18 protein-coding genes are annotated in these 20,254 nt (G+C 32.2%); 15 read left to right on the top strand and 3 right to left on the bottom strand.

Translation table 11 applies throughout. The features are described 5' to 3' along the window. Positions 1 to 39 precede the first annotated feature (39 nt). Positions 40 to 225 (bottom strand): Sec-independent protein translocase subunit TatA/TatB, encoded by a 186-nt coding sequence (locus HM990_RS18650; RefSeq protein ID WP_178991328.1) that lies wholly within the window; start codon positions 223 to 225, stop codon positions 40 to 42. Positions 226 to 330: 105 nt separating this feature from the next. Between HM990_RS18650 and HM990_RS18645 the strand changes: the two genes are divergently transcribed. From HM990_RS18645 to HM990_RS18580, 14 genes are all read left to right on the top strand, one after another. Beyond that, a complete protein-coding gene (locus HM990_RS18645) occupies positions 331 to 1,200 on the top strand; it encodes a M23 family metallopeptidase (RefSeq protein WP_178991326.1) in 870 nt (289 codons plus the stop codon). Next, a complete protein-coding gene (locus HM990_RS18640; protein WP_178991324.1) occupies positions 1,200 to 2,702 on the top strand; it encodes a GH3 auxin-responsive promoter family protein in 1,503 nt (500 codons plus the stop codon). The genes HM990_RS18645 and HM990_RS18640 overlap by 1 nt, the downstream gene beginning before the upstream one ends. 33 nt (positions 2,703 to 2,735) lie before the next feature. Further along, positions 2,736 to 4,418 carry a DUF6909 family protein gene (locus tag HM990_RS18635; RefSeq protein WP_178991322.1) on the top strand — a complete coding sequence of 561 codons (1,683 nt, stop codon included), beginning with the start codon at positions 2,736 to 2,738 and terminating at the stop codon, positions 4,416 to 4,418. Positions 4,419 to 4,421: 3 nt separating this feature from the next. Next, complete coding sequence (locus tag HM990_RS18630) at positions 4,422 to 5,474, top strand: hypothetical protein (protein WP_178991321.1); 1,053 nt, start codon at positions 4,422 to 4,424, stop codon at positions 5,472 to 5,474. Between the two features lie 46 nt (positions 5,475 to 5,520). Beyond that, complete coding sequence (gene rfbC, locus HM990_RS18625) at positions 5,521 to 6,066, top strand: dTDP-4-dehydrorhamnose 3,5-epimerase (protein WP_178991319.1); 546 nt, start codon at positions 5,521 to 5,523, stop codon at positions 6,064 to 6,066. Continuing rightward, positions 6,063 to 6,914, top strand: a complete 852-nt coding sequence (gene rfbD, locus HM990_RS18620; protein ID WP_178991317.1) for a dTDP-4-dehydrorhamnose reductase — start codon at positions 6,063 to 6,065, stop codon at positions 6,912 to 6,914. Before rfbC ends, rfbD begins: the two co-directional genes overlap by 4 nt. A gap of 12 nt (positions 6,915 to 6,926) precedes the next feature. Next, positions 6,927 to 8,174 (top strand): oligosaccharide flippase family protein, encoded by a 1,248-nt coding sequence (locus tag HM990_RS18615; RefSeq protein ID WP_178991315.1) that lies wholly within the window; start codon positions 6,927 to 6,929, stop codon positions 8,172 to 8,174. Next, positions 8,171 to 9,238, top strand: coding sequence for a glycosyltransferase (locus tag HM990_RS18610; protein ID WP_178991313.1), 1,068 nt, complete (start codon positions 8,171 to 8,173; stop codon positions 9,236 to 9,238). Before HM990_RS18615 ends, HM990_RS18610 begins: the two co-directional genes overlap by 4 nt. Beyond that, the gene (locus HM990_RS18605) at positions 9,239 to 10,648 is read left to right on the top strand and encodes an O-antigen polymerase (protein ID WP_178991311.1); all 1,410 of its coding nucleotides are present in this window, start codon (positions 9,239 to 9,241) and stop codon (positions 10,646 to 10,648) included. 260 nt (positions 10,649 to 10,908) lie between these two features. Further along, positions 10,909 to 11,895, top strand: coding sequence for an O-antigen ligase family protein (locus tag HM990_RS18600; RefSeq protein ID WP_178991309.1), 987 nt, complete (start codon positions 10,909 to 10,911; stop codon positions 11,893 to 11,895). A 52-nt stretch (positions 11,896 to 11,947) separates the two neighbouring features. Beyond that, entirely contained in the window at positions 11,948 to 13,033 is a 1,086-nt protein-coding gene (locus HM990_RS18595) for a glycosyltransferase family 4 protein (RefSeq protein WP_178991307.1), read from the top strand. Then, entirely contained in the window at positions 13,030 to 13,584 is a 555-nt protein-coding gene (locus HM990_RS18590) for a putative colanic acid biosynthesis acetyltransferase (RefSeq protein ID WP_317166917.1), read from the top strand. The genes HM990_RS18595 and HM990_RS18590 overlap by 4 nt, the downstream gene beginning before the upstream one ends. Positions 13,585 to 13,587: 3 nt before the next feature. Then, positions 13,588 to 14,793 carry a WcaI family glycosyltransferase gene (locus HM990_RS18585; RefSeq protein ID WP_229719316.1) on the top strand — a complete coding sequence of 402 codons (1,206 nt, stop codon included), beginning with the start codon at positions 13,588 to 13,590 and terminating at the stop codon, positions 14,791 to 14,793. A 172-nt stretch (positions 14,794 to 14,965) separates the two neighbouring features. Further along, the gene (locus tag HM990_RS18580) at positions 14,966 to 16,321 is read left to right on the top strand and encodes an exopolysaccharide biosynthesis polyprenyl glycosylphosphotransferase (protein WP_178991305.1); all 1,356 of its coding nucleotides are present in this window, start codon (positions 14,966 to 14,968) and stop codon (positions 16,319 to 16,321) included. Here HM990_RS18580 and HM990_RS18575 read toward each other — a convergent pair. Beyond that, positions 16,318 to 17,478, bottom strand: a complete 1,161-nt coding sequence (locus HM990_RS18575; RefSeq protein WP_178991293.1) for a glycosyltransferase family 4 protein — start codon at positions 17,476 to 17,478, stop codon at positions 16,318 to 16,320. The genes HM990_RS18580 and HM990_RS18575 overlap by 4 nt on opposite strands. A 7-nt stretch (positions 17,479 to 17,485) precedes the next feature. Beyond that, positions 17,486 to 18,796 (bottom strand): phenylacetate--CoA ligase family protein, encoded by a 1,311-nt coding sequence (locus HM990_RS18570; RefSeq protein WP_178992096.1) that lies wholly within the window; start codon positions 18,794 to 18,796, stop codon positions 17,486 to 17,488. Between the two features lie 172 nt (positions 18,797 to 18,968). Here HM990_RS18570 and purD point away from each other — a divergent pair, with 172 nt between their 5' ends. Next, positions 18,969 to 20,240: a phosphoribosylamine--glycine ligase gene (gene purD / locus HM990_RS18565; protein WP_178991291.1), complete on the top strand. Its 1,272-nt coding sequence runs from the start codon at positions 18,969 to 18,971 to the stop codon at positions 20,238 to 20,240. Positions 20,241 to 20,254: the final 14 nt, after the last annotated feature.

Raw genomic sequence — 20,254 nt, 5'->3', positions numbered from 1 at the left:
ACTTTAAAAGTTGGCTTTTTTTATGTTTTCCAAAAGAGTTTATTTTTTCTCTTTAGTATCGTCTGCTGTCTCCTCTTTGCTTGCATCTTTAAACTCCTTAATTCCGCTGCCCAATCCTCTCATTAATTCAGGAATCTTTTTACCACCAAAAAGCAATAAAATAGCAACCACTATTAGAACGATTTGCCAAGGACCTATAGCTAAAAATATACCGCTAGTTATCATAATATTTAGATTTAGACCGCAAAGTTACATAATTATAGTTTAATAATAGTGAACTTTAAGAGTTTATCGTAATACTATTTCAGTAATTTAACTAATTTTGTTTTAATGGCAAAAAAGAAAAAAAAAGAAAAAAAATTAGCTAAAAAACTGCTTCATAAGTACCGTTTGGTCATTCTAAACGAAGATACGTTTGAGGAGCGTTTTGCTATAAAGTTAACACGACTCAATGTGTTTATACTGTCTTCAATTTCTGCCATTTCATTGGTGTTCTTTACGGTTTTACTGATTGCTTTTACACCATTAAGGGAATACATTCCTGGTTATTCTTCGGCAAAATTGAAAAAGAAAGCCACCATGTTGAATTACAAAACGGATTCTTTGGTGCAGGAACTGGAATTGAACAAACGTTATTATGCCTCAATAAGAAAAGTACTTACAGGAGATGTTGCGACTTTAGAGTTTAACAGAGATTCCATTTTAGAAGCCTCAAAAACCGACCTCGATATTTTGCAAGTACCAACCAACCGAGAGGATTCTTTATTAAGATTAAAAGTGGCAAAAGAGGATAAATACAATCTGTTTGAAGTGTCTGGAGACCAATCTAATTACGTGTTGTTTCCACCAGTGAATGGTAGTATTTCCGAAGGCTATAATTTAGAAGATAAACATTTTGCCGTTGATGTCGTTGTGCCAGAAAACACACCAGTAAAAGCAACGGCTGATGGTACAGTTATTTTTGCCGAATGGACTGTTGAAACTGGTTATGTCGTGATTATAGAACATAATCGAGAATTGATTTCGGTTTATAAGCATAATTCGGCCATTACAAAATCTCAAGGTGATTTGGTAAAATCGGGCGAAGTCATTGCCATGTCCGGAAATGCAGGAGAATTAACTACTGGACCACACCTTCATTTTGAATTATGGAGCAAGGGCTATTCTGTAGATCCAACTAACTTTATCAATTTTGAATAATGCCATCATTTAAAGCCGCACTTTCTAAACTGTTTGCCAAATACGTGGCAAAGCGAATCCATAAATGGTCATCCAAACCCATTGAAACCCAACAAAAAGTTTTTGAAAATTTAATTTCAGAGGCTGAACATACTGCATTTGGCAAAGACCATAACTTTAGCTCAATTTCATCTTTTGAAGCGTTTCAAAACAATGTTCCCATAAGGGATTACGAAGATTTAAAGCCTTATGTAGAACGTGTGGTTGCTGGCGAAAAAGATGTGCTTTGGAAAGGTAAACCTACTTATTTCGCAAAAACGTCTGGTACAACGTCTGGGGCAAAATACATTCCTATTACTAAAGAAAGCATGCCGACACATGTTGAAGCGGCAAGAAATGCCATTTTAATGTATATCCACGAAACAGGGAATTCAAAATTTGTGGATGGAAAAATGATATTTCTACAAGGAAGTCCGATTTTGGAAGAAAAGAATGGTATAAAGCTCGGCAGACTGTCAGGAATCGTAGCCCATTTTGTGCCGAAATATCTTCAAAAAAATAGAATGCCAAGTTTAGAAACCAATTGTATTGAGGATTGGGAAACTAAAGTTGATGCCATTGTCGAAGAGACCATAAATGAGGATATGACGATCATTTCCGGGATTCCATCTTGGGTGCAAATGTATTTTGAAAAATTAATTGAAAAGTCGGGAAAGCCTGTTGGAGACCTTTTTAAAAACTTCAATCTTTTCATTTTCGGTGGTGTAAATTATGAACCATACAGAGCCAAATTCGAGAATTTAATTGGCAGAAAAGTTGATAGCATCGAATTGTATCCTGCGAGTGAAGGCTTTTTTGCGTTTCAAGATAAACAGGACGAGAAAGGGATGTTGCTTCAACTGAATTCAGGAATCTTTTATGAATTTGTAGAAGCAGAACATTTTTTCGAGGACAACCCAAAACGTATAACAATTGCAGATGTAAAGTTAGGCGTAAATTATGTGATGATAATTTCTACTTCAGCAGGACTTTGGGCATACAATATTGGCGATACCATTCAGTTTACATCTCTAAAACCTTATAGAGTGATTGTCAGCGGTCGGATAAAACATTTTATTTCTGCTTTTGGCGAACATGTCATTGGGAAAGAAGTAGAACAGGCGTTAAAAGAAGCCACTGAGAACACTTCAATTTCTGTCAACGAATTTACGGTCGCGCCTCAAATAAACCCAGAAGAAGGCTTACCATATCATGAATGGTTCATTGAATTTGAAAACGAACCCGAAAACGAAGCCGAATTAATTGAAGCTCTGGAACATTCCTTAAAACAGCAAAATTCTTATTACTTAGATTTAATTGTTGGAAAGGTTTTAAGACCTTTAAAAATCACTAAAATTAAAAAAGACGGATTTCAAACTTATATGAAATCCATCGGAAAATTAGGTGGGCAAAACAAAATTCCAAGACTATCAAATGACAGAAAAATTGCCGACCAATTGCTTCAACTCAATTTAACTAAATAAACCTATATTTGTGCGTTAAAATAGCATAAGTAAATGAAGAAAAAACACGAAAGAACAAGAGCTCAGGAAAGCTCTAGCGCAATAGAACGCATGTATATTACCATGCGTCATCTTTTTAATCGTGGATTTTATAAACCTATGGGAGTTTCCGGAGAAACACTACGTGAAGCTTTGTTACTTCTTCGCCCAGAAATCTATGGTTCTATTGGAGAGGAAAAGGCAGAATTGGAAGGTTTGCTTTACGTGGTGGACCGTTTACCACAGGGTATTGAAGAATGTACATTTATTAACCTTACCAGTGATGAGGGTTATGCCAATTCGCATTTTAAGGCCATAATTCCACCAAAAAGAAGACGTAATTGCTATCGTATAGATGATGAGCAAATGAATATAGAAATCACAAGAGGTCGCTCTGAGATTTACGATATTTTAACCCATCTTACATTTATTTTTGTTGAGTCTCATAAAATCAGTAAACGTGTTATTATTGATGAAGAAGGGACGACGGTTAGGGATTGGCAGAAGTTAGAAAATGCTGTAACTTCGACTAAAAAACTGACGCAGAAAGAGCGTGAAATAGCCATAACACATACGGCAAATATCTTAGGAAGAACGTTCAATGAATTGACCGAAGCATATCCTAAATTCGCTACCGAAAGTCAACCAGAACGGTTATTGCACATAGTGTATTGGTTGGGGAAATTAGCCATTGAAGAAACGATAAATAACAACAAACGCACCATCACTTTTAGTCCGGTTTTAAGAGAACGCTTAGGACATCATATTCATGGCGAAGCTTGGGCAGAAACGATTAAATCTGCTTTACATAAGAACGGTTTATTAGAGCGACCAATCCATATCATTAGTGCCAATATGCATAGTGTAATGAACTCTTTGTTTGCTAAAGGCACACTAAAAGGTGCGGATGCCAAAAAAGATATTTTTCAGACCTACGAGGCTTTGAGTGATTCCAAGAATTCGACTTTACGCAATAAAGTGGAAAAATCAGCGTTGCAAAATGGGATGATTCTTATTAAAGACAGTTCTGGAACTAATATAGATATTCAGATTTTTGACACGGATAAAATTAATTTTTCTAATTCTGAATTTAAATACTTGGAAAAAGAAAAGGACAATAAAGCCGTTATTTTTGTTATGGATTATGCGTTTGGAGAACAAGCGTATGAAACTTTAGATGAGTTATTAAAGCCTATTAATGTTGATGGTAAAGACGTTCACTTGGATGTGAAATCCATTTCCATAATGGGAAAAGCAGGTATTTTAGAAGGTGGAAAAGGCGATATTATGATTCCTAACGCTCACATTTTTGAAGGAACCGCAGACAACTACCCGTTTAAAAACGAACTTAGTAAAAAAGATTTGTTGGATTGTGGCGTTTCTGTATATGAAGGTACTATGGTTACTGTTTTAGGAACCTCGCTTCAAAACAAAGAAATATTGAAATTCTTTAAGAACTCAACCTGGAATGTCATTGGTTTAGAGATGGAAGGGGCACATTATCAAAAAGCCATACAGGCAGCATCTAAAGTTAGAAGTAGTATCAATGAAGATGTTAAAGTAAGATATGCGTATTATGCGAGTGATAATCCCTTGGAAACTGGAAGTACATTGGCCTCAGGAGGATTAGGAACTTCTGGCGTAAAACCCACATACGTCATTACAAAAAAGATTTTAGAACAAATATTTAATTCATAACACATGAGTGAAAAATTACCACAACAACCCCAAAACGAAGAGGTTGATTTAGGGCAGTTGTTTAATGCAATTGGGAATTTATTTCAAAGACTATTTAACTTCATAGCTAAGCTATTTAAGGGTCTTTTTTCTATTATTATTTATGCTATAAAACCACTTGTATTGTATTTCAAGTTCGTTGTTATAGCATTGATTGTCACAGCTGTGTTAGGCTATATTTATGAAAAGACCAAAGAACCAATTTATTATTCAAACATGGTTGTTAAACCTCATTTTGGTTCGAAATATCAGTTATTTAATAATATCACTTATTTCAACGCATTGATAGGTTCAAACAATTATGTTGAATTATCCAATATTTTTGAAATAGACACGACAGAAGTTAAAGAGTTAGTCGGCTTTGAATTGGAAGCTGGTCCCGAAACCCAAAACGATTTATTTATAGAATATGACGAATACGTGAAATCTATTGATACCTCTTTAGTAGATGAATTGAGTTATGTCGATTATGTAAAAAACAGAGATCTTTTATCTGGTAATTTGTTTGCCATTAAGGCAAGAGCTTTTAAAAATGATATTTTTTCCCATCTTCAAGAAGGTTTTAGAAAGACTTTTGAAAACGATTTTTCAAAACATCAAAAGAAGGTACGGGATACTACTGCTTATATCGACCGCTTATCTTTAACAATGGAGTTATCCCGTTTAGACAGTATTCAAAAAACCTATTTGGAAGTCATTAAAAATGAATCTAAAAATCCCAAGTTGTCCTTTGACTTAGGAAGTGTAATGCCACTTCAAGAGGAAAAAACAGCTACTAAAGAATATGATTTATTCTTGAAAGAACAGGAAATTAGAAGAACATTAAATTATTTGAACCAAAAAGTAGCGGAAGAGAATACTTATTTTGATGTTCTTACTACGTTTGATAAAATTGGAAAAAAAGATAATAGTATTACTAGACGGTATTCGTTGTTCTTTCCGATTTTAACACTAATTCTTTTTTTCATTGTGTCTTTTGCCTATAAAGCATTTCACTATATTAAAAATTATGAATAATAAAGTGGTTTAAGTAAGAACTGTATAAGAATTTTTTCAGAATAACATGACTGTAAAAGAGACCAAATTAAAAGGGTGCTTTATTATAGAACCTCAAGTTTTTAAAGACAAACGAGGTTATTTTATAGAGAGCTATAATCAAGCAACTTTTTTTGCCGAAATAGGTGTTAATATAAATTTTGTTCAGGATAACGAATCAAAATCGTCCAAAGGCGTATTAAGAGGATTACATTACCAATGTGGTGAACACGCCCAATCAAAGTTGGTAAGAGTCGTAAAGGGAAAGGTTTTAGATGTTGTTGTGGATGTACGCAAAAATTCTCCAACCTTTGGTGAGCACGTTTCTGTAGAACTTTCCGGAGAAAATAAAACGCAATTTTTTGTACCTAAAGGTTTTGCACATGGGTTTTTAGTTTTAGAAGACGATACCATTTTCAGTTATAAGTGTGATAATTTTTACAATAAAGCATCTGAAGCAGGTATTATGTATAACGATGAAGATTTGGCAATAGATTGGCGGTTCTCTAAAGAAGATTTAATTATTTCAGATAAAGATTTAGTACTACCCACCTTTAAGGATGCGAAACTATGAAAGAGGTACTTGTACTTGGTGCTAACGGACAATTAGGCCAGACTATAAAGGATTTTTCAGATATAGAACTGGTAAGGTTCCATTTTTTTTCTCGTAAAGATCTCGACATTACTGATAGCAACAGTTTAAATGAAGTATTTAAGGATTCAGGATTTGATTATTGCGTTAATTGTGCCGCTTACACAAATGTGGAAGGTGCTGAAACACATACGGAAGCTGCTTTTTCAATTAATGCTGAAGGCGCAAAAAACATAGCCGAAGTATGTAAGACTTACCAAGTAAAACTAATACATATATCTACAGATTACGTGTTTGATGGCAATAAAGAAAAACCATACGCGACTACTGATGCTACAAACCCAATCAATCAATACGGAAAATCAAAACTACAAGGTGAGTTATATATTAAAGCACAATTAAAGGCATACTATATCATTAGAACGTCTTGGTTATATTCTTTACACGGTAAAAACTTCTTAAAAACAATTATTGACAAAGTTGAAAGTGGAGTCTCTTTAAATATTACTACAGAAGAAAATGGTACACCGACAAGTTGCGTCGATTTGGCCGCTTTTATTTTACACATCATTAAAACAGACAGCGTACCTTATGGAGTTTATAATTTTTCAGCAAGAGAAAGCACTACTTGGTATGGATTTGCAAAAGAAATAGTAAAAAACCTAAGTCCCGAAAAGAGTGGTTTAATTTCTCCAACAAAATCCTTTAAAACCCTTGCTAAACGGCCAAAATTTAGTGTTTTGAATCTTGATAAAACAGAAGAGTTTTACAAAGAATTGAATACTTGGCAAGAAAGTGTAAGGCTTATGGTTTCATCCTATAAAAGCTAATGACCACTATTAATGATTAAAAAGTTCTTACAAGATAAAGAGAAAAAAGTCTTAGCTAATAATTACTTATCACTCTTATTATTACAAGCTGCCAATTATTTATTGCCTTTATTAATATTACCTTTTTTGGTGAGGATATTGGGTACGGATAAATTTGGTTTAGTAATGTTTGCACAGTCCTTAGCTGTTTTTTTAACCGTATTTGTAGATTTTGGGTTTAATTTAAGTGGTACTAGAGAAATCTCGTTGGCTAGAGACGATAGAAAAAAATTATCCGAAATTTTTAATGCCATAATGATTGTAAAACTGTTTCTGATAGTTATTGCTTTTGCGATACTGTATATTATAGTAAATATTTTTACTAGATTTAGTATAGATAAAAATATTTATTTACTAAGTTTTGGGATTGTTATAGGTCAAGCGCTTTTTCCAGTCTGGTTTTTTCAAGGTATAGAAAAAATGAAATTTGTGACTTTAGTAAATATTTCTGCTAAGCTGATATTTACATTGCTTGTTTTTATCTTAATTCGAAGTGAATCTGATTACATCTATGTTCCCGTCTATAATTCTTTAGGTTTTATTATTGCAGGACTTCTCGGCTTTTTGCTATGCTTTAAGTACGTAAATTTAACATGGCCTAAATACAGTCTAATAAAACAATTAGTTTACGAAAGCTCTAGTCTGTTTGTCTCTAATTTTGCCACTACGCTATATACCTCTAGTAATGTTTTCATTTTAGGGCTTTTTACAGGCAATACCATTGTAGGAGTCTATTCGAGTATGGAGAAACTAATATTGGCTGTGAAAAATGTATATGTACCACTTTACCAGGCCATGTATCCTTGGTTGTCAAAACAAACAGATATTACTAAAGTATTGAAAATAAAAAAAATGGCACCTTTTGTATTGGCTTCAGGTATAGTAATTACCCTAATTATTATAATATTTGGGAAGTTTATTTTGAATATTATTTACGATGACAGATTAATTGAAAGTTACAGTATTATCTTTAGAATATTAAGTTTTATAGCCATATTTTCTGGACTTAACATGTTGTACAATGCGCTTTATTTACCAGCTATTAAAAAATATAAATTAAGAATGAATATTATGGTTGTTGGTGGTATTGCAAACCTGTTAATTAGTTTATTTTTGGTCAAACTATATGGTATATATGGAACCGCAATTTCTGTAACTTTTACAGAATTTCTTCTTCTACTTTTAGGATACCATTATTTTAAAAAAAACTCTAAATTTTGAAAAAACTTGTCATCTTACAAACTGTAGTTCCAGACTATAGAAAAGACATCTTTTCTTATCTTAAAGAAGAATTAGGTAATGGTTTTAAGATTTATAGTGGCAATGCTTATTTCGAAAAGTCAATAACGATAGACAAAAGCATAGGTTTTATTGAACCCATTGCAAATTATTATTTTTTAAATAGAAAATTTTTATTCCAGTTTGGAATGTGGATGGAGGTTTTTAAGAAAAATGTGATAGTATTAGAAATGAACCCGAGAATTCTATCGAACTGGTTGATTCTGATTTTAAGAAAATTATTATTTAAAAAAACAGTGGTTTGGGGACATGCCTGGCCTAGAGCAGGCTCTGAAAGTAAAAGTGATGTTGTAAGGCATTTAATGCGAAAATTGGGTAGTGAAATTATCGTTTACACCAAGACACAAGCTATGGAGCTTCAGTTAAAAATGCCAAATAAAATAATAAACGCCGCACCTAATGCCTTGTATTTTAAAAAAGACATGGCTACATCATTTAATAGTGAAAAAATAAATCATCTTATTTATGTTGGCCGTTTGTCTAAACCCAAAAAAGCCTTTTTTCTGGTAAAGGCTTTTCATAACGTTTTAATTCAACTCCCTGAAACTGCTAATTTAATTATTGTTGGAGAAGGAGAGGAGAAGCCTTTGATCGAAAATTATATCAGAGAGCATAAAATTACGAACCGTGTTTTAATTAAAGGCCACGTTTCTAATATTGAAAAGCTAAAAGAGTTTTATTCAGAAGCGTTATTCAGTATATCACCAGGCTATGTTGGTTTGTCAATAACACAAAGCTTTAGTTTTGGTGTGCCAATGATTATTTCTAAGCACGAAAACCATTCTCCTGAAATAGAAGCCTCGCAGAATGAAATTAATAGTTTGTTATTTGATACAGATAATATAGCCTCATTAGGCGAAACTATCGTTGAGGTTTATAATCATAAATCTATTTGGATTGCAAAGAGACAAGAAATATGCTTATTTTGTAGACATACGTATTCTACCGAAGCAATGGGACAAACATTTTTAAACATTTTGAAATAAATGAGTTTAAGAAACATATTCATAGTAGTTTACTTATTGCTTAGCTCTATTCTTTTTGCACTATTTAATTGCGATGTTTATGTCTGGTTGTCTTTTTTTATAAGCTTCCTTATAATTACGCTTATTACATACTACAATTTATTTATCGAAATTGAATACTCACCCTTTATTTCTGCTTATGTAGTTTTTAATTATTTATTCTTTTTACTAGCTCCTATAATTCAAATAGGAAGTTTTACTGAGACCAACTATAGGTTTGCTACAATGATGATTTATGATATTAGCTTAACTCTAAAGACCAACGGACTTATCATTTTATTTAATCTTATATTTTTTTTCTCGTACCTCTATTTAAAGAAAAAATACAAGAACCGCATAAATAAAAATGTCGGTCCAAGAAACGAAAAAAACCTGCCCTTAACCATTCTGACCCTTTTTGTTATTAGTATTGCTGTTTTATATTTTAGTATGGATTTTATGATGGACGAAATTTCTAGACCAAATTGGTTAAAATCCACTTATTCTGTATTTGAATTACTGGTTCAGAAAAAGGTGCTATTTATGATTCCTTTAGCCATTATAATTTTATGCTATCAGTTCTATAAAAACCAAAAAAAAATAAACAACAATACTATTATTCTCTTTTTTATTTTAATAGGTTCTTTTCTTTTGTTGCTGTGGTTTAAGAATCCACTTACGGAAAAGAGAAACGCATTAGGACCTATCTATATCGCGTTAATTTTCCTTTTTTACCCTAAAATGCTCAATACTAATGTTAAGATTATGTCATTTCTCTTTTTTGCGATGATATTACTATTTCCATTATTTCAAATTTTTACGCATATAGAATATTCATTTGAAGCTATTGTCGATAAGCCTAGTTTACTGACTAAAGAGTTTGCTAAAGCCAAGTTTGCCACAACTTTTAATACTCTAAATTATGATGCTTTTTCAAATATATCAGCAACGATTGAATATGTTTCTAAAAACGGATTTTCGTTTGGTTATCAATTGTTGAGCGGTCTTTTATTTTTTGTTCCTAGGGCAATTTGGACTTCAAAACCATTATCTACAGGAGAGCTTGTAGGCGACTTTATTGCAGACCAATACAATTTTAATTTTACAAACTTGTCTAATCCACTAGTTTCGGAAGGCTATATTAACTTTGGGATATTTGGAGTTATACTCTTGTCTTTTGTCTTAGCTCTTGTAATGGTAAGATTGTTAATATGGCTTAATAGACCAGATCAACTTAAAAAAATAATTGCATTCTATTTTGCAATTCATTTATTGTTTCTATTAAGAGGCGATTTTACTAATGGTTACGCCTATTTTATTGGTACAGTACTCGGCGTATTGGTCTTACCAAAACTTGTTCATAAAACCATTAATTTTGCATTAAAAAAATAATGATTGTCACCTCCAAAGATTTAAAATTTCAAGTGCTAAACATTAGTCTTATGTTGATGTTTGCGTTGCCATTATTTCCCACAAATGTTAAGCCGTATATTATTGTTTTTTTTGGTCTTTCTGTAGTGTTAGGTAATATTGGTAAATCTTTTAAATTCGATTTAAATAAGTTTTTAATCAATAGTACTATTTATTTTTTAATGATATTTAGTCTAGTTTATTCACAAAATATAGAATATGGACTAAATAAGCTAGAGACCATGGCTTCTCTGGTAATATTTCCCTTAATCTTTACGCTTTTTCCGCGCAGTTATCTAGATGATATTTCTAAAAACACTTATAAGTATATTACCGTCTATTTTATCGCTATTTTAAGCTTCAATTTAATATCATTTTTCTATCATGGTCTACATTATGGTCAAACCATTTTTATTCATTACCCTACTGTAAATAAAATCGCCCAAGGCCCTTACAACATTCATCCAATCTATTTGTCGGTACATATTTGTGTTGCTCTCCTATTCTCGTTTTTTATCATAAGAAAACTACAATCAAATTATAAAAGAGCTGCAATTATAGTGTTTGATATCATTTTAATAATATTTTTATTTATACTATTAAAGAAAGGGCCAATCATTGTCTTGGCATTGGTTTTTTTGATATTTGCTCTTTTTCAAAGAAGCAAAAAAGTACTATATATTGCACTATTGGTAATAATACTTAATGTGGTTGCCATAATGAGTATTCCTGAATATAGAGCCAAATTCTCAGAACTTGTAAAAATTGAAAATGTAGATTCTGGTGGCGCAACTTCGACCAATATTAGATATTCAATTTATAGCATTGCAATAAAAAAAATGTTGGAGTCTCCAATAATTGGTTATGGAATAGGTGATAACAAAGATGTGCTTTTAGAAACCTATAAAAAAGAATCTCCAACGCTTTATAAAGAAAAATACAATTCGCATAATCAGTATATAAGTTTTATGCTGGCTATGGGTATTATTGGCTTAATGGTATTTTTGTTTTTTATGTCTTATAATTTAGTTTATGCAATAAGATATAACAATCAAATTCTAATTCTGTTGATACTATTATATGGATTGATGATGTCGTTTGAAAACATTTTGGAAAGAGAAGATGGTGTAATTTATTTCAGTTTCTTTATTGGTTTTTTTGCACTAATATCATATAATGAACAAATAAATAAGAGTTTACCGAATAGCAAAATGTCAGATAAACAATAATGAGAACAATACATTTGACAAGGCATTATTCTAAATTTAGGAAACAAAAAAAATGAAGAGACTAAAAGTACTTATTGTTGGTCCTTTTCCCGAGCCTACTACAGGTCTGTCTTTATCAAACAAAGTAGTTTTTGATGGTTTGTGTAAAAACCCCAATATCCAACCCTCTAAAATAGATACGTCACTCAAAAACTTTGAAGAATCTGTAGGCTCTTTTACTTTCAAAAAAGTCTTCTTTTTTTTAAAACAAAACCTCAAAGCGTATCAAATATTTAATAATGACGTTGTGTATATTACCATTGGACAAAGTTTTTATGGAGTTTTAAAATATGCAATTTTTGTTTTTCTTGCTTGGATTTTAGGAAAAGAAATTATTGTTCATCTACATGGGAACACATTAATTAATACCTATAACAATTCAAGTAAACTGAAGAAAGTAATACTGAAATCTATTTTATCTAAAACAACAAAAGCGATAGTTCTATCAGATTCTTTGAAAGCTAATTTCATACCATTTATTAAAGAGAAAGAAATTTTTGTGTTGAATAATTTCGTTGAAGATTATCTTTATCTCAGCAAAAAAGAAAGGGGAAGTAAAGAATATAATGCTTTAAAAATCGTTTATTTAAGTAATTTGATGACGGAAAAGGGGATCTTTTATTTTCTAGATGCGTTAAATAAGTTGGAGGATTCTCATGTTAACTTTCAGGCAAAATGCGCAGGGCATATAGATGAGAGCCTAAAAGAATCTATAATTCGAAATATTAATAAAACGAAACACTTAACTTATCTTGGATCTGTAAAAAAACAAGATAAAAGAGAATTGTTAAAATGGGGAAACGTATTTGTATTTCCTTCTTATTTAATTGAAGGTCTGCCATTATCAATTTTAGAAGCTATGGTTACTGGAAATATTATTATTAGTACTGAGCACGATGCGTTGCTTGATTACTTTGATGCTTCTAATATGTATTTCATTGATAAGCAATCAGCAAATGATATATTGAAAACACTGATCGAAATAAATGATAGTCTAAATGACCACAGAAAAATGATTATCACTAATTACGAATACACAGAGCAGATTAATGAGGAAGCCTTTGTAAATAAATTGGTCAAAATAATTCAGAATAATTGAAAAAAAATATAATACAAAATTTAAGATCATATAAAAACCCCAAAGGTTTTAGAGGTAAATCTAAAATTACTGTACAGCTATGGTGGATTGTACAGGCAACGGTTTTTAGATGGTCCCCTCAAGTCATGTATGGTTGGCGGCGATTTTTACTGAGAGCTTTTGGTGCAAAAATTGGTAAAAATGTAATTATTAGGCCATCTGTCCAAATTACTTATCCATGGAAAGTTTCAATCGGAGATTACAGTTGGGTTGGAGATGAGGTTGTGTTGTATTCACTAGGCGACATAGAAATAGGATCAGATACTGTTATATCACAAAGAAGTTATATTTGTACGGGCTCTCATCATTATAACTCTATGAATTTTGATATTTACTCTAAAAAAATAACCATCGGAAATAAATGTTGGTTAGCCACAGATGTATATATTGCACCCAACGTAACTATCGGAAATTTTACAATTGTTGGTGCACGTAGTAATGTTTTTAAAGATTTGCCAGCGAACAAGGTATGTAAAGGAAATCCAGCAAAACCCTTTAAAGACAGAAGTTAACCTGTGAACATTAAGAATATCACATTCATCAGCCTAAACTACGCTCCCGAAGACTCAGCAATAGGTTTGTATTCTACACAATGGGTAGATTTCTTAAGGGAAGCGGGTTATAATGTTACAGTAGTTACTGCGTTTCCCTATTACCCTAAATGGGAAATAGCTGAAGAATACAAACGAAAAAACAGGTTTTTAAAAGAAGAGTTAAATGGAACAACAGTCTTAAGGTACAAACAATATGTGCCTAAAAACCCTTCTTTTCTAAAACGAATTATCCATCTTTTAGATTTTACATTCGGATCATTTTTTAATCTCTATAAAGTAAAAGAATGTGATTTGGTAATTTCGGTAGTGCCTTTTACTACCTCAGTATTTTTAGGGTATATTCAAAAGAAACGGTTTAAAACAAAACTATGGACTCATATTCAAGATTTTGAGTTTGATGCGGCTCTGCAAACAGGTGTTGGTAAAAACAAAAATTTTGTTTTCTCTTTACTTTTTAAACTGGAAAAGTGGTTGCTATCCAAAGCAGATCTCGTCAGTACAATAAGTTATAGTATGCTTAATAGACTGTCTGAAAAAACAAATGCCGAACAATTCTTTTTACCAAACTGGATAGATAATGAAAAGATAAATCCTAATAATTCGAAAATACATCCTTATTTATCAACCGATAAAATTAAAATTCTGTATTCTGGAAATATTGGTGATAAACAAGATTGGGAAGCTTTTATTCAATTCTGTCAGGATATTGATAAAAGTAAATATGATGTTGTAGTGGTTGGTGATGGTGCGAAAAAAGAGTGGATTTGTAATGAAATCAAGATATTTGAGAATGTAAATTACTATCCACCAGTACCTTTTGAAGATTTATCTGATTTGTTATGTAGTGCAGATGTTCATATTTTATTTCAAAAACCAGAGGTCATAGATACTGTGATGCCTTCCAAGGTTCTTGGGATGATGGCAAGCGCAAAACCTTCAATAATCATTGGTAATCCTGAATCTGAAGTCAAATCTATTTTTGAGGCCTCTAGTGCTGGAATGTACTATTCCGAATATACCGTTGAAATAGTTAACGGACTAAGGCTTTTGACATCGGATAAAGAAAAAATGCGCAATCGAGGAGAAAAAACCCGAAACTTTGTAATCGAAAATTTTTCAAAAGAAAAAATTCTTTCAAATATGTTAGAACAACTTAATAAACTGTAAACTCTGCAAGCCTTTGGCTATTTTTTTACTTTTGATTTCTTACGCTTCCGTTACTTTAAATAATATTGTATCTTAGGTTTTTATTCTAACATTAGAATGCTAAAAAAACTTTTATTAATAAAACCAATTAGCTCAGGAAAAAAACTACTTTTGTCAACTATTTTTAAGCGATTTGAGTTTATTTAAGCACGGAAGATATTCAGGATATTTACGCCCTATCTCTTACATTATTGATTTAACCATCATTAATGGAATTGCGATATTTTATCTACTCAAAGGAAGAGATCCCATCGTTTTTTCGGCTGTAATATCTGTAAGTTGGATATTACTATCAGTGTACTCCCAGTTTTATGAGGTCTATAGATACACAAGACCAATTAACATTTTATCCCTTATAGTTAAGCAGTTTATTTTATTTCTATTGTTAACTTTCGCTTTTTCAGGTTTATATCACGAACTTGATATTTACCCAAGACCCATTGTAAAATATGCCTTGCTGTGTTTTCTGTTTATTACTATTTTTAAATTTACCATATATTATTTATTGCAGAAATATCGAACCTCTTTTGGAGGAAACTTTAGATCAACAGTGATCTTGGGATTAAATAAAAAAACGATTGCTTTAGACCACTTTTTTAACAGTAATCCAGAGTATGGTTATTCTCATAAGAAAACCTTCAACTTCAAAAATAAAGAAGATTCTTTAGAGGAGTGTTTCAGATATGTACTTGATGAAGGCATAGACGAGATGTATTGTTCAATCTCTGAACTGACCAATAATCAAATTGCAGACATCGTAGATTTTGCTGATAACAATCTTAAAATCCTAAAGTTTATTCCAGACAGTAAGGAGATTTATGCTAAAAAATTGCGTTACGAGTATTACGACTATATTCCAGTACTCACCTTAAGAAATATTCCTTTAGAAGATAATGTAAATACTTTCATTAAACGTGGTTTTGATATTTTGTTTTCGAGCATTGTGATAGTCTTTGTTTTATCTTGGCTAACACCAATCATTGCTATCTTAATTAAGTTGGAATCTAAAGGCACGGTGTTTTTTAAACAGTCTAGAAATGGATTTAATTATAAAGAGTTCGATTGTTATAAATTTAGGTCTATGATGCCTAATAAAGATGCACATTTATATCAAGCCACAAGAGGCGATCAACGTGTTACTAAAGTTGGAAAATTTATAAGAAAAACGAGTATTGACGAATTGCCCCAATTTTTCAATGTGCTTTTTGGAGATATGTCTGTTGTTGGCCCCAGACCACATATGGTAAGTCACACAACCATGTATGCTAAAAAGATTGATAAATTTATGGTAAGGCATTTTGTAAAACCAGGTATTACAGGTTTGGCACAAACTAGTGGATTCAGAGGTGAAGTCGAAACAGATAAGGATATTATTGGTAGAGTGAAATACGATATTTTCTATATCGAAAACTGGTCGTTACTCCTAGATATTAAGATTATTATACAAACCTTTATTAACGCGGTAAAAGGCGATGATAAAGCCTATTAAAGTAGCTTCTTTAGTGCGTCCAATTGTTTATTGAAATCAAATTGAAGCCTTGCAGTACTTTGAATAGCTGTTTTTAAATCCAGATTCAAATCCTCAGGTTTAATGGTTCTTAAAACTGAATTCAAATCGTTATAATTACTTTCTTTTGCCACCCATCCTAACTTATTTTGCTCAATAACCATTTCGCCTTCGCCGCCACCAAAGTACAGCATTGGCAAACCTAATTTCGCATATTCAAATATTTTAGAAGGTACAGAACCATAGATTCTATTAAGCAATGGAATAATGGTAAGGTCATAATTCAAGAGTACTTTGTGCAATTCATCCCTATTCACTCTACCATGAAAATAAAGTGGTAGGTTATGATTTGATTCAATTAAAGTTTTTATCGCTTCTTCTTCAGCGCCAGAACCATATATATGGAACTCAATAAACTCATAATCAATTTCATTACAAAGTTTGTAAATACCTTGAGCTACTCCTAAAAGACCAGCATATACCATTTTTATTTTGCCATTGGTTATGTTGGTTGCTTGAAGTTTAGGCATTTCAATTTCAGGAAAGTTTCTGTACAGAAACAATTCTGGTTTCGTTGTAATCGTTTTAATATGAGTTAAGATTTCATTACTCTGACCTAAAATAAGATTTGCTTTTTTATAGTTGAAGGCTTCGAGCTTCTTTAAAACCTTATAAGAAAAGCCTTCTTTTAAAGCACCTAGTTCCAATCCTGCACTAGGCCATAAATCGCTCACATTTAATATCAACTTTCTTCTTTTAGACCTTAAAAAGAACATACAAGTAAACGATACTAAAAGCGGAGGCGATTGCACAATTACTTTATCTGGAATTTTATGCCACAGAAAAAACCAAATCAAACTAAAGCTATAGGATAGCATCGCGATTAAACGCAGAAACTTATTCTTAGAGACTGAAGCATAAATCCATAATCGATTTATACTTATACCATTTTCTTCTGTTATAGAGCTGAATTTCCCTTTATAGTCCTTAAAAATTTTTCCAGTTGGGTAATTAGGAAGTGGTGTGACAACAGTAACCTCATAATCATTTTTTAAGCCTTGCGCCAAATGATAAATACGATTTGAAGCCGCACCAATTTCTGGCGGAAAATAACTCGTTATAATCATCAGTTTTTTCACCAGTGCTTTATTTTAAATGTGATGTGAATTGCTTTAATTTTCCGGATTTTGAACGTTCAAGTTTTTCCACACGCTCAAAATCAATGGTAATGCGAGGTTCGAGATAATGAATCACTTCATTTTTAATCGTTGTTGTTTCAGCTTCAGAAAGTTCTGTTTTACTGACATAACTAATTTTAAATGTGTCTATATGAAACTGCTCAACTATAAATTCTGAAACATTGCCATCGTTTTCAATTACACTTTTTGTGATATAATAGAACGTGAGTCCAGCTGCTTTTTTTCCACTTGGCAAAACGACAATATCATTGGTTCTACCAATCAATTTTTTTAGGATCGGTTTTTTAATCGTACTATCTTTAGATAAAATGCCAATATCACCAATATCGTATCTTATGAAAGGATGTGCTTTGTTGTCAAGCGATGTAATTACAATTCTTCCTTCTTTACCATACGGCAAAACAGCACCATCTTCATCCAAAACTTCAACAAACAATGTTTCGCTATTCACTTGCCAGTCATCCATTGGATTCTGAAACGCAATTAAATCTAATTCCGAAGCACCATATTCGTTTATAACAGGAATTCCAAATTGTGTTTCCAGCAATTGCTTATCATCATCAAATAACATTTCAGAAGTAACAATACAAGCTTTCAAAGTAGGGCAAACTGAATTCAGAATGATGCTTTTACGATTCAGGTATTTCGCAAACTGGACAATGGAGCTGGTATAACCATTAATATAGTCGAATTTCGTAGATTTAAATTTAACTAAGGTTTCTTTAAATGCAGCATCACTTAAATCGAATACGGAAAACCGGAACCGGTTACTAAAATAATCCTTCAAGCGTTCCTTATAGTAAGCTTTTTTGTCCAATGGAATTCCGTAAAAACGAGCTTGTTTTGAAGAGTTAAAATCAATGCCATACCAGCCAAAACGATTCATAATTTCTGCCCAAGTCAATGCATGGCACCATTTGTCCTTTGCAAATATAAAAGGATCACCAGAACTGCCAGAAGTTTTGTTCACATAGACATTTTTAGGCGTAAATCCATCACTCAAGCGCTGCTCTAAAGATTGTTGTAAATGACGCTTAGACATTACAGGTACCGAATCCCAATCATTGATGATGATAGATTTTCCAAAGGCTTTATAAAACGAATTATGTTCTAAATGATAGGAAATAATGGCTTTTTTCCGATTTTCAACATCAACTTCAAAATCTAAATCATTTTTAGCTTGAATTTTAGCCAAAGCAGATTTAGCTTTATCAATATCAAAGCCGTTTATTTTTAAAGAAAAATCGAATAATCGCAAATTGTTTTTTGCCTTTAAGGTTTCCGTAAAATAATTGTTTTTTAAGCTTAAAACCAATTATTTTTGTCAGAACTCATATTGAGAATTTTTTTAGACCTAAAATTAGGGTGCGAAATGTATTATTTGCAGGGAAAATAAAAAGGTAAGATGCGTTCTTAAATAATTTTTAAACATGAATATTTTAGTACTTGGTTCTGGCGGAAGAGAACACACATTTGCATGGAAATTAGCACAAAGCGACCGTTGTAAGTCACTTTTTGTGGCACCAGGAAACTCAGGAACGGAAGCCATTGCTACCAACTTAAATATTGGTGTTACCAATTTTGAAGCGATTAAATCGGCTGTTTTAGAACATAATATAGATTTGGTAGTCGTCGGTCCAGAAGATCCATTGGTACAGGGTATACACGATTTCTTTTTACAAGATGAAGCTTTGAAAGATGTTTCAGTGATTGGACCACAAAAAGCGGCAGCGGAATTAGAAGGCAGCAAGGAGTTTGCTAAAGAGTTTATGTTGCGCCATAATATTCCAACAGCAGCTTACGAAAGCTTCACAAAGGACAATGTTGAAAACGGTTACCGGTTTTTAGAAACCCTAAACCCACCTTACGTATTAAAAGCTGATGGACTAGCTGCAGGAAAGGGCGTTTTAATTCTTAATGATTTACAAGAAGCGAAAGACGAATTAAAAAGTATGCTCGTTGATGCAAAATTCGGCCAAGCAAGTACCAAAGTGGTTATTGAAGAATTTTTAGATGGCATTGAACTCAGTTGTTTTGTATTAACAGATGGAAAAGATTATAAAATCCTACCAACAGCCAAAGATTACAAACGTATTGGAGAAGGTGATACAGGTTTAAATACAGGAGGCATGGGAGCGGTTTCACCAGTTCCTTTTGCAACAAAGGAATTTTTAGACAAAATTGAAAGCCAAGTGGTTAAACCTACGGTTGAAGGTTTAAAGAAAGACCATTTACCTTATGTCGGTTTTATTTTTATTGGTTTGATCAAAGTAGGAGACGACCCAAAAGTGATTGAATACAACGTGAGAATGGGAGATCCAGAAACCGAAGTCGTTTTACCTAGATTAAAAACAGATATGGTTGACATTTTTAAAGCTATGGCGAACCAAACTTTATCTGAAGTCAATATTGAAATCGATGAACGTGCGGCAACAACCGTAATGCTAGTATCTGGCGGTTATCCTGAAGCATATGAAAAAGGAAAGGAAATTACCGGAATTGAGAAAATTACCGATTCTATTGTGTTTCATGCTGGTGCAAAATCTGAAAATGGCAAAGTACTTACTTCAGGAGGACGAGTTATGGCAATAACATCTTATGGAAACACATACCATGAAGCCATAAAAAAATCTTATCAAAGTATAGAAAATCTACATTTTGATAAGATGAATTATCGTAAGGATATTGGTTTTGATTTGTAAACCAAAGAAATAAA

Origin of the sequence: Winogradskyella schleiferi, from assembly GCF_013394655.1 — a bacterium.
Taxonomy (GTDB): domain Bacteria; phylum Bacteroidota; class Bacteroidia; order Flavobacteriales; family Flavobacteriaceae; genus Winogradskyella; species Winogradskyella schleiferi.
This window is presented reverse-complemented; position numbering and strand designations above follow the sequence as displayed.

Bases quoted from the DNA above. Each gene is read 5' to 3' on its own strand.
- HM990_RS18650 (WP_178991328.1), bottom strand. From the start codon at position 225: ATGATAACTAGCGGTATATTTTTAGCTATAGGTCCTTGGCAAATCGTT.
- HM990_RS18645 (WP_178991326.1), top strand. From the start codon at position 331: ATGGCAAAAAAGAAAAAAAAAGAAAAAAAATTAGCTAAAAAACTGCTT.
- HM990_RS18640 (WP_178991324.1), top strand. From the start codon at position 1,200: ATGCCATCATTTAAAGCCGCACTTTCTAAACTGTTTGCCAAATACGTG.
- HM990_RS18635 (WP_178991322.1), top strand. From the start codon at position 2,736: ATGAAGAAAAAACACGAAAGAACAAGAGCTCAGGAAAGCTCTAGCGCA.
- HM990_RS18630 (WP_178991321.1), top strand. From the start codon at position 4,422: ATGAGTGAAAAATTACCACAACAACCCCAAAACGAAGAGGTTGATTTA.
- rfbC (WP_178991319.1), top strand. From the start codon at position 5,521: ATGACTGTAAAAGAGACCAAATTAAAAGGGTGCTTTATTATAGAACCT.
- rfbD (WP_178991317.1), top strand. From the start codon at position 6,063: ATGAAAGAGGTACTTGTACTTGGTGCTAACGGACAATTAGGCCAGACT.
- HM990_RS18615 (WP_178991315.1), top strand. From the start codon at position 6,927: ATGATTAAAAAGTTCTTACAAGATAAAGAGAAAAAAGTCTTAGCTAAT.
- HM990_RS18605 (WP_178991311.1), top strand. From the start codon at position 9,239: ATGAGTTTAAGAAACATATTCATAGTAGTTTACTTATTGCTTAGCTCT.
- HM990_RS18600 (WP_178991309.1), top strand. From the start codon at position 10,909: ATGGCTTCTCTGGTAATATTTCCCTTAATCTTTACGCTTTTTCCGCGC.
- HM990_RS18595 (WP_178991307.1), top strand. From the start codon at position 11,948: ATGAAGAGACTAAAAGTACTTATTGTTGGTCCTTTTCCCGAGCCTACT.
- purD (WP_178991291.1), top strand. From the start codon at position 18,969: ATGAATATTTTAGTACTTGGTTCTGGCGGAAGAGAACACACATTTGCA.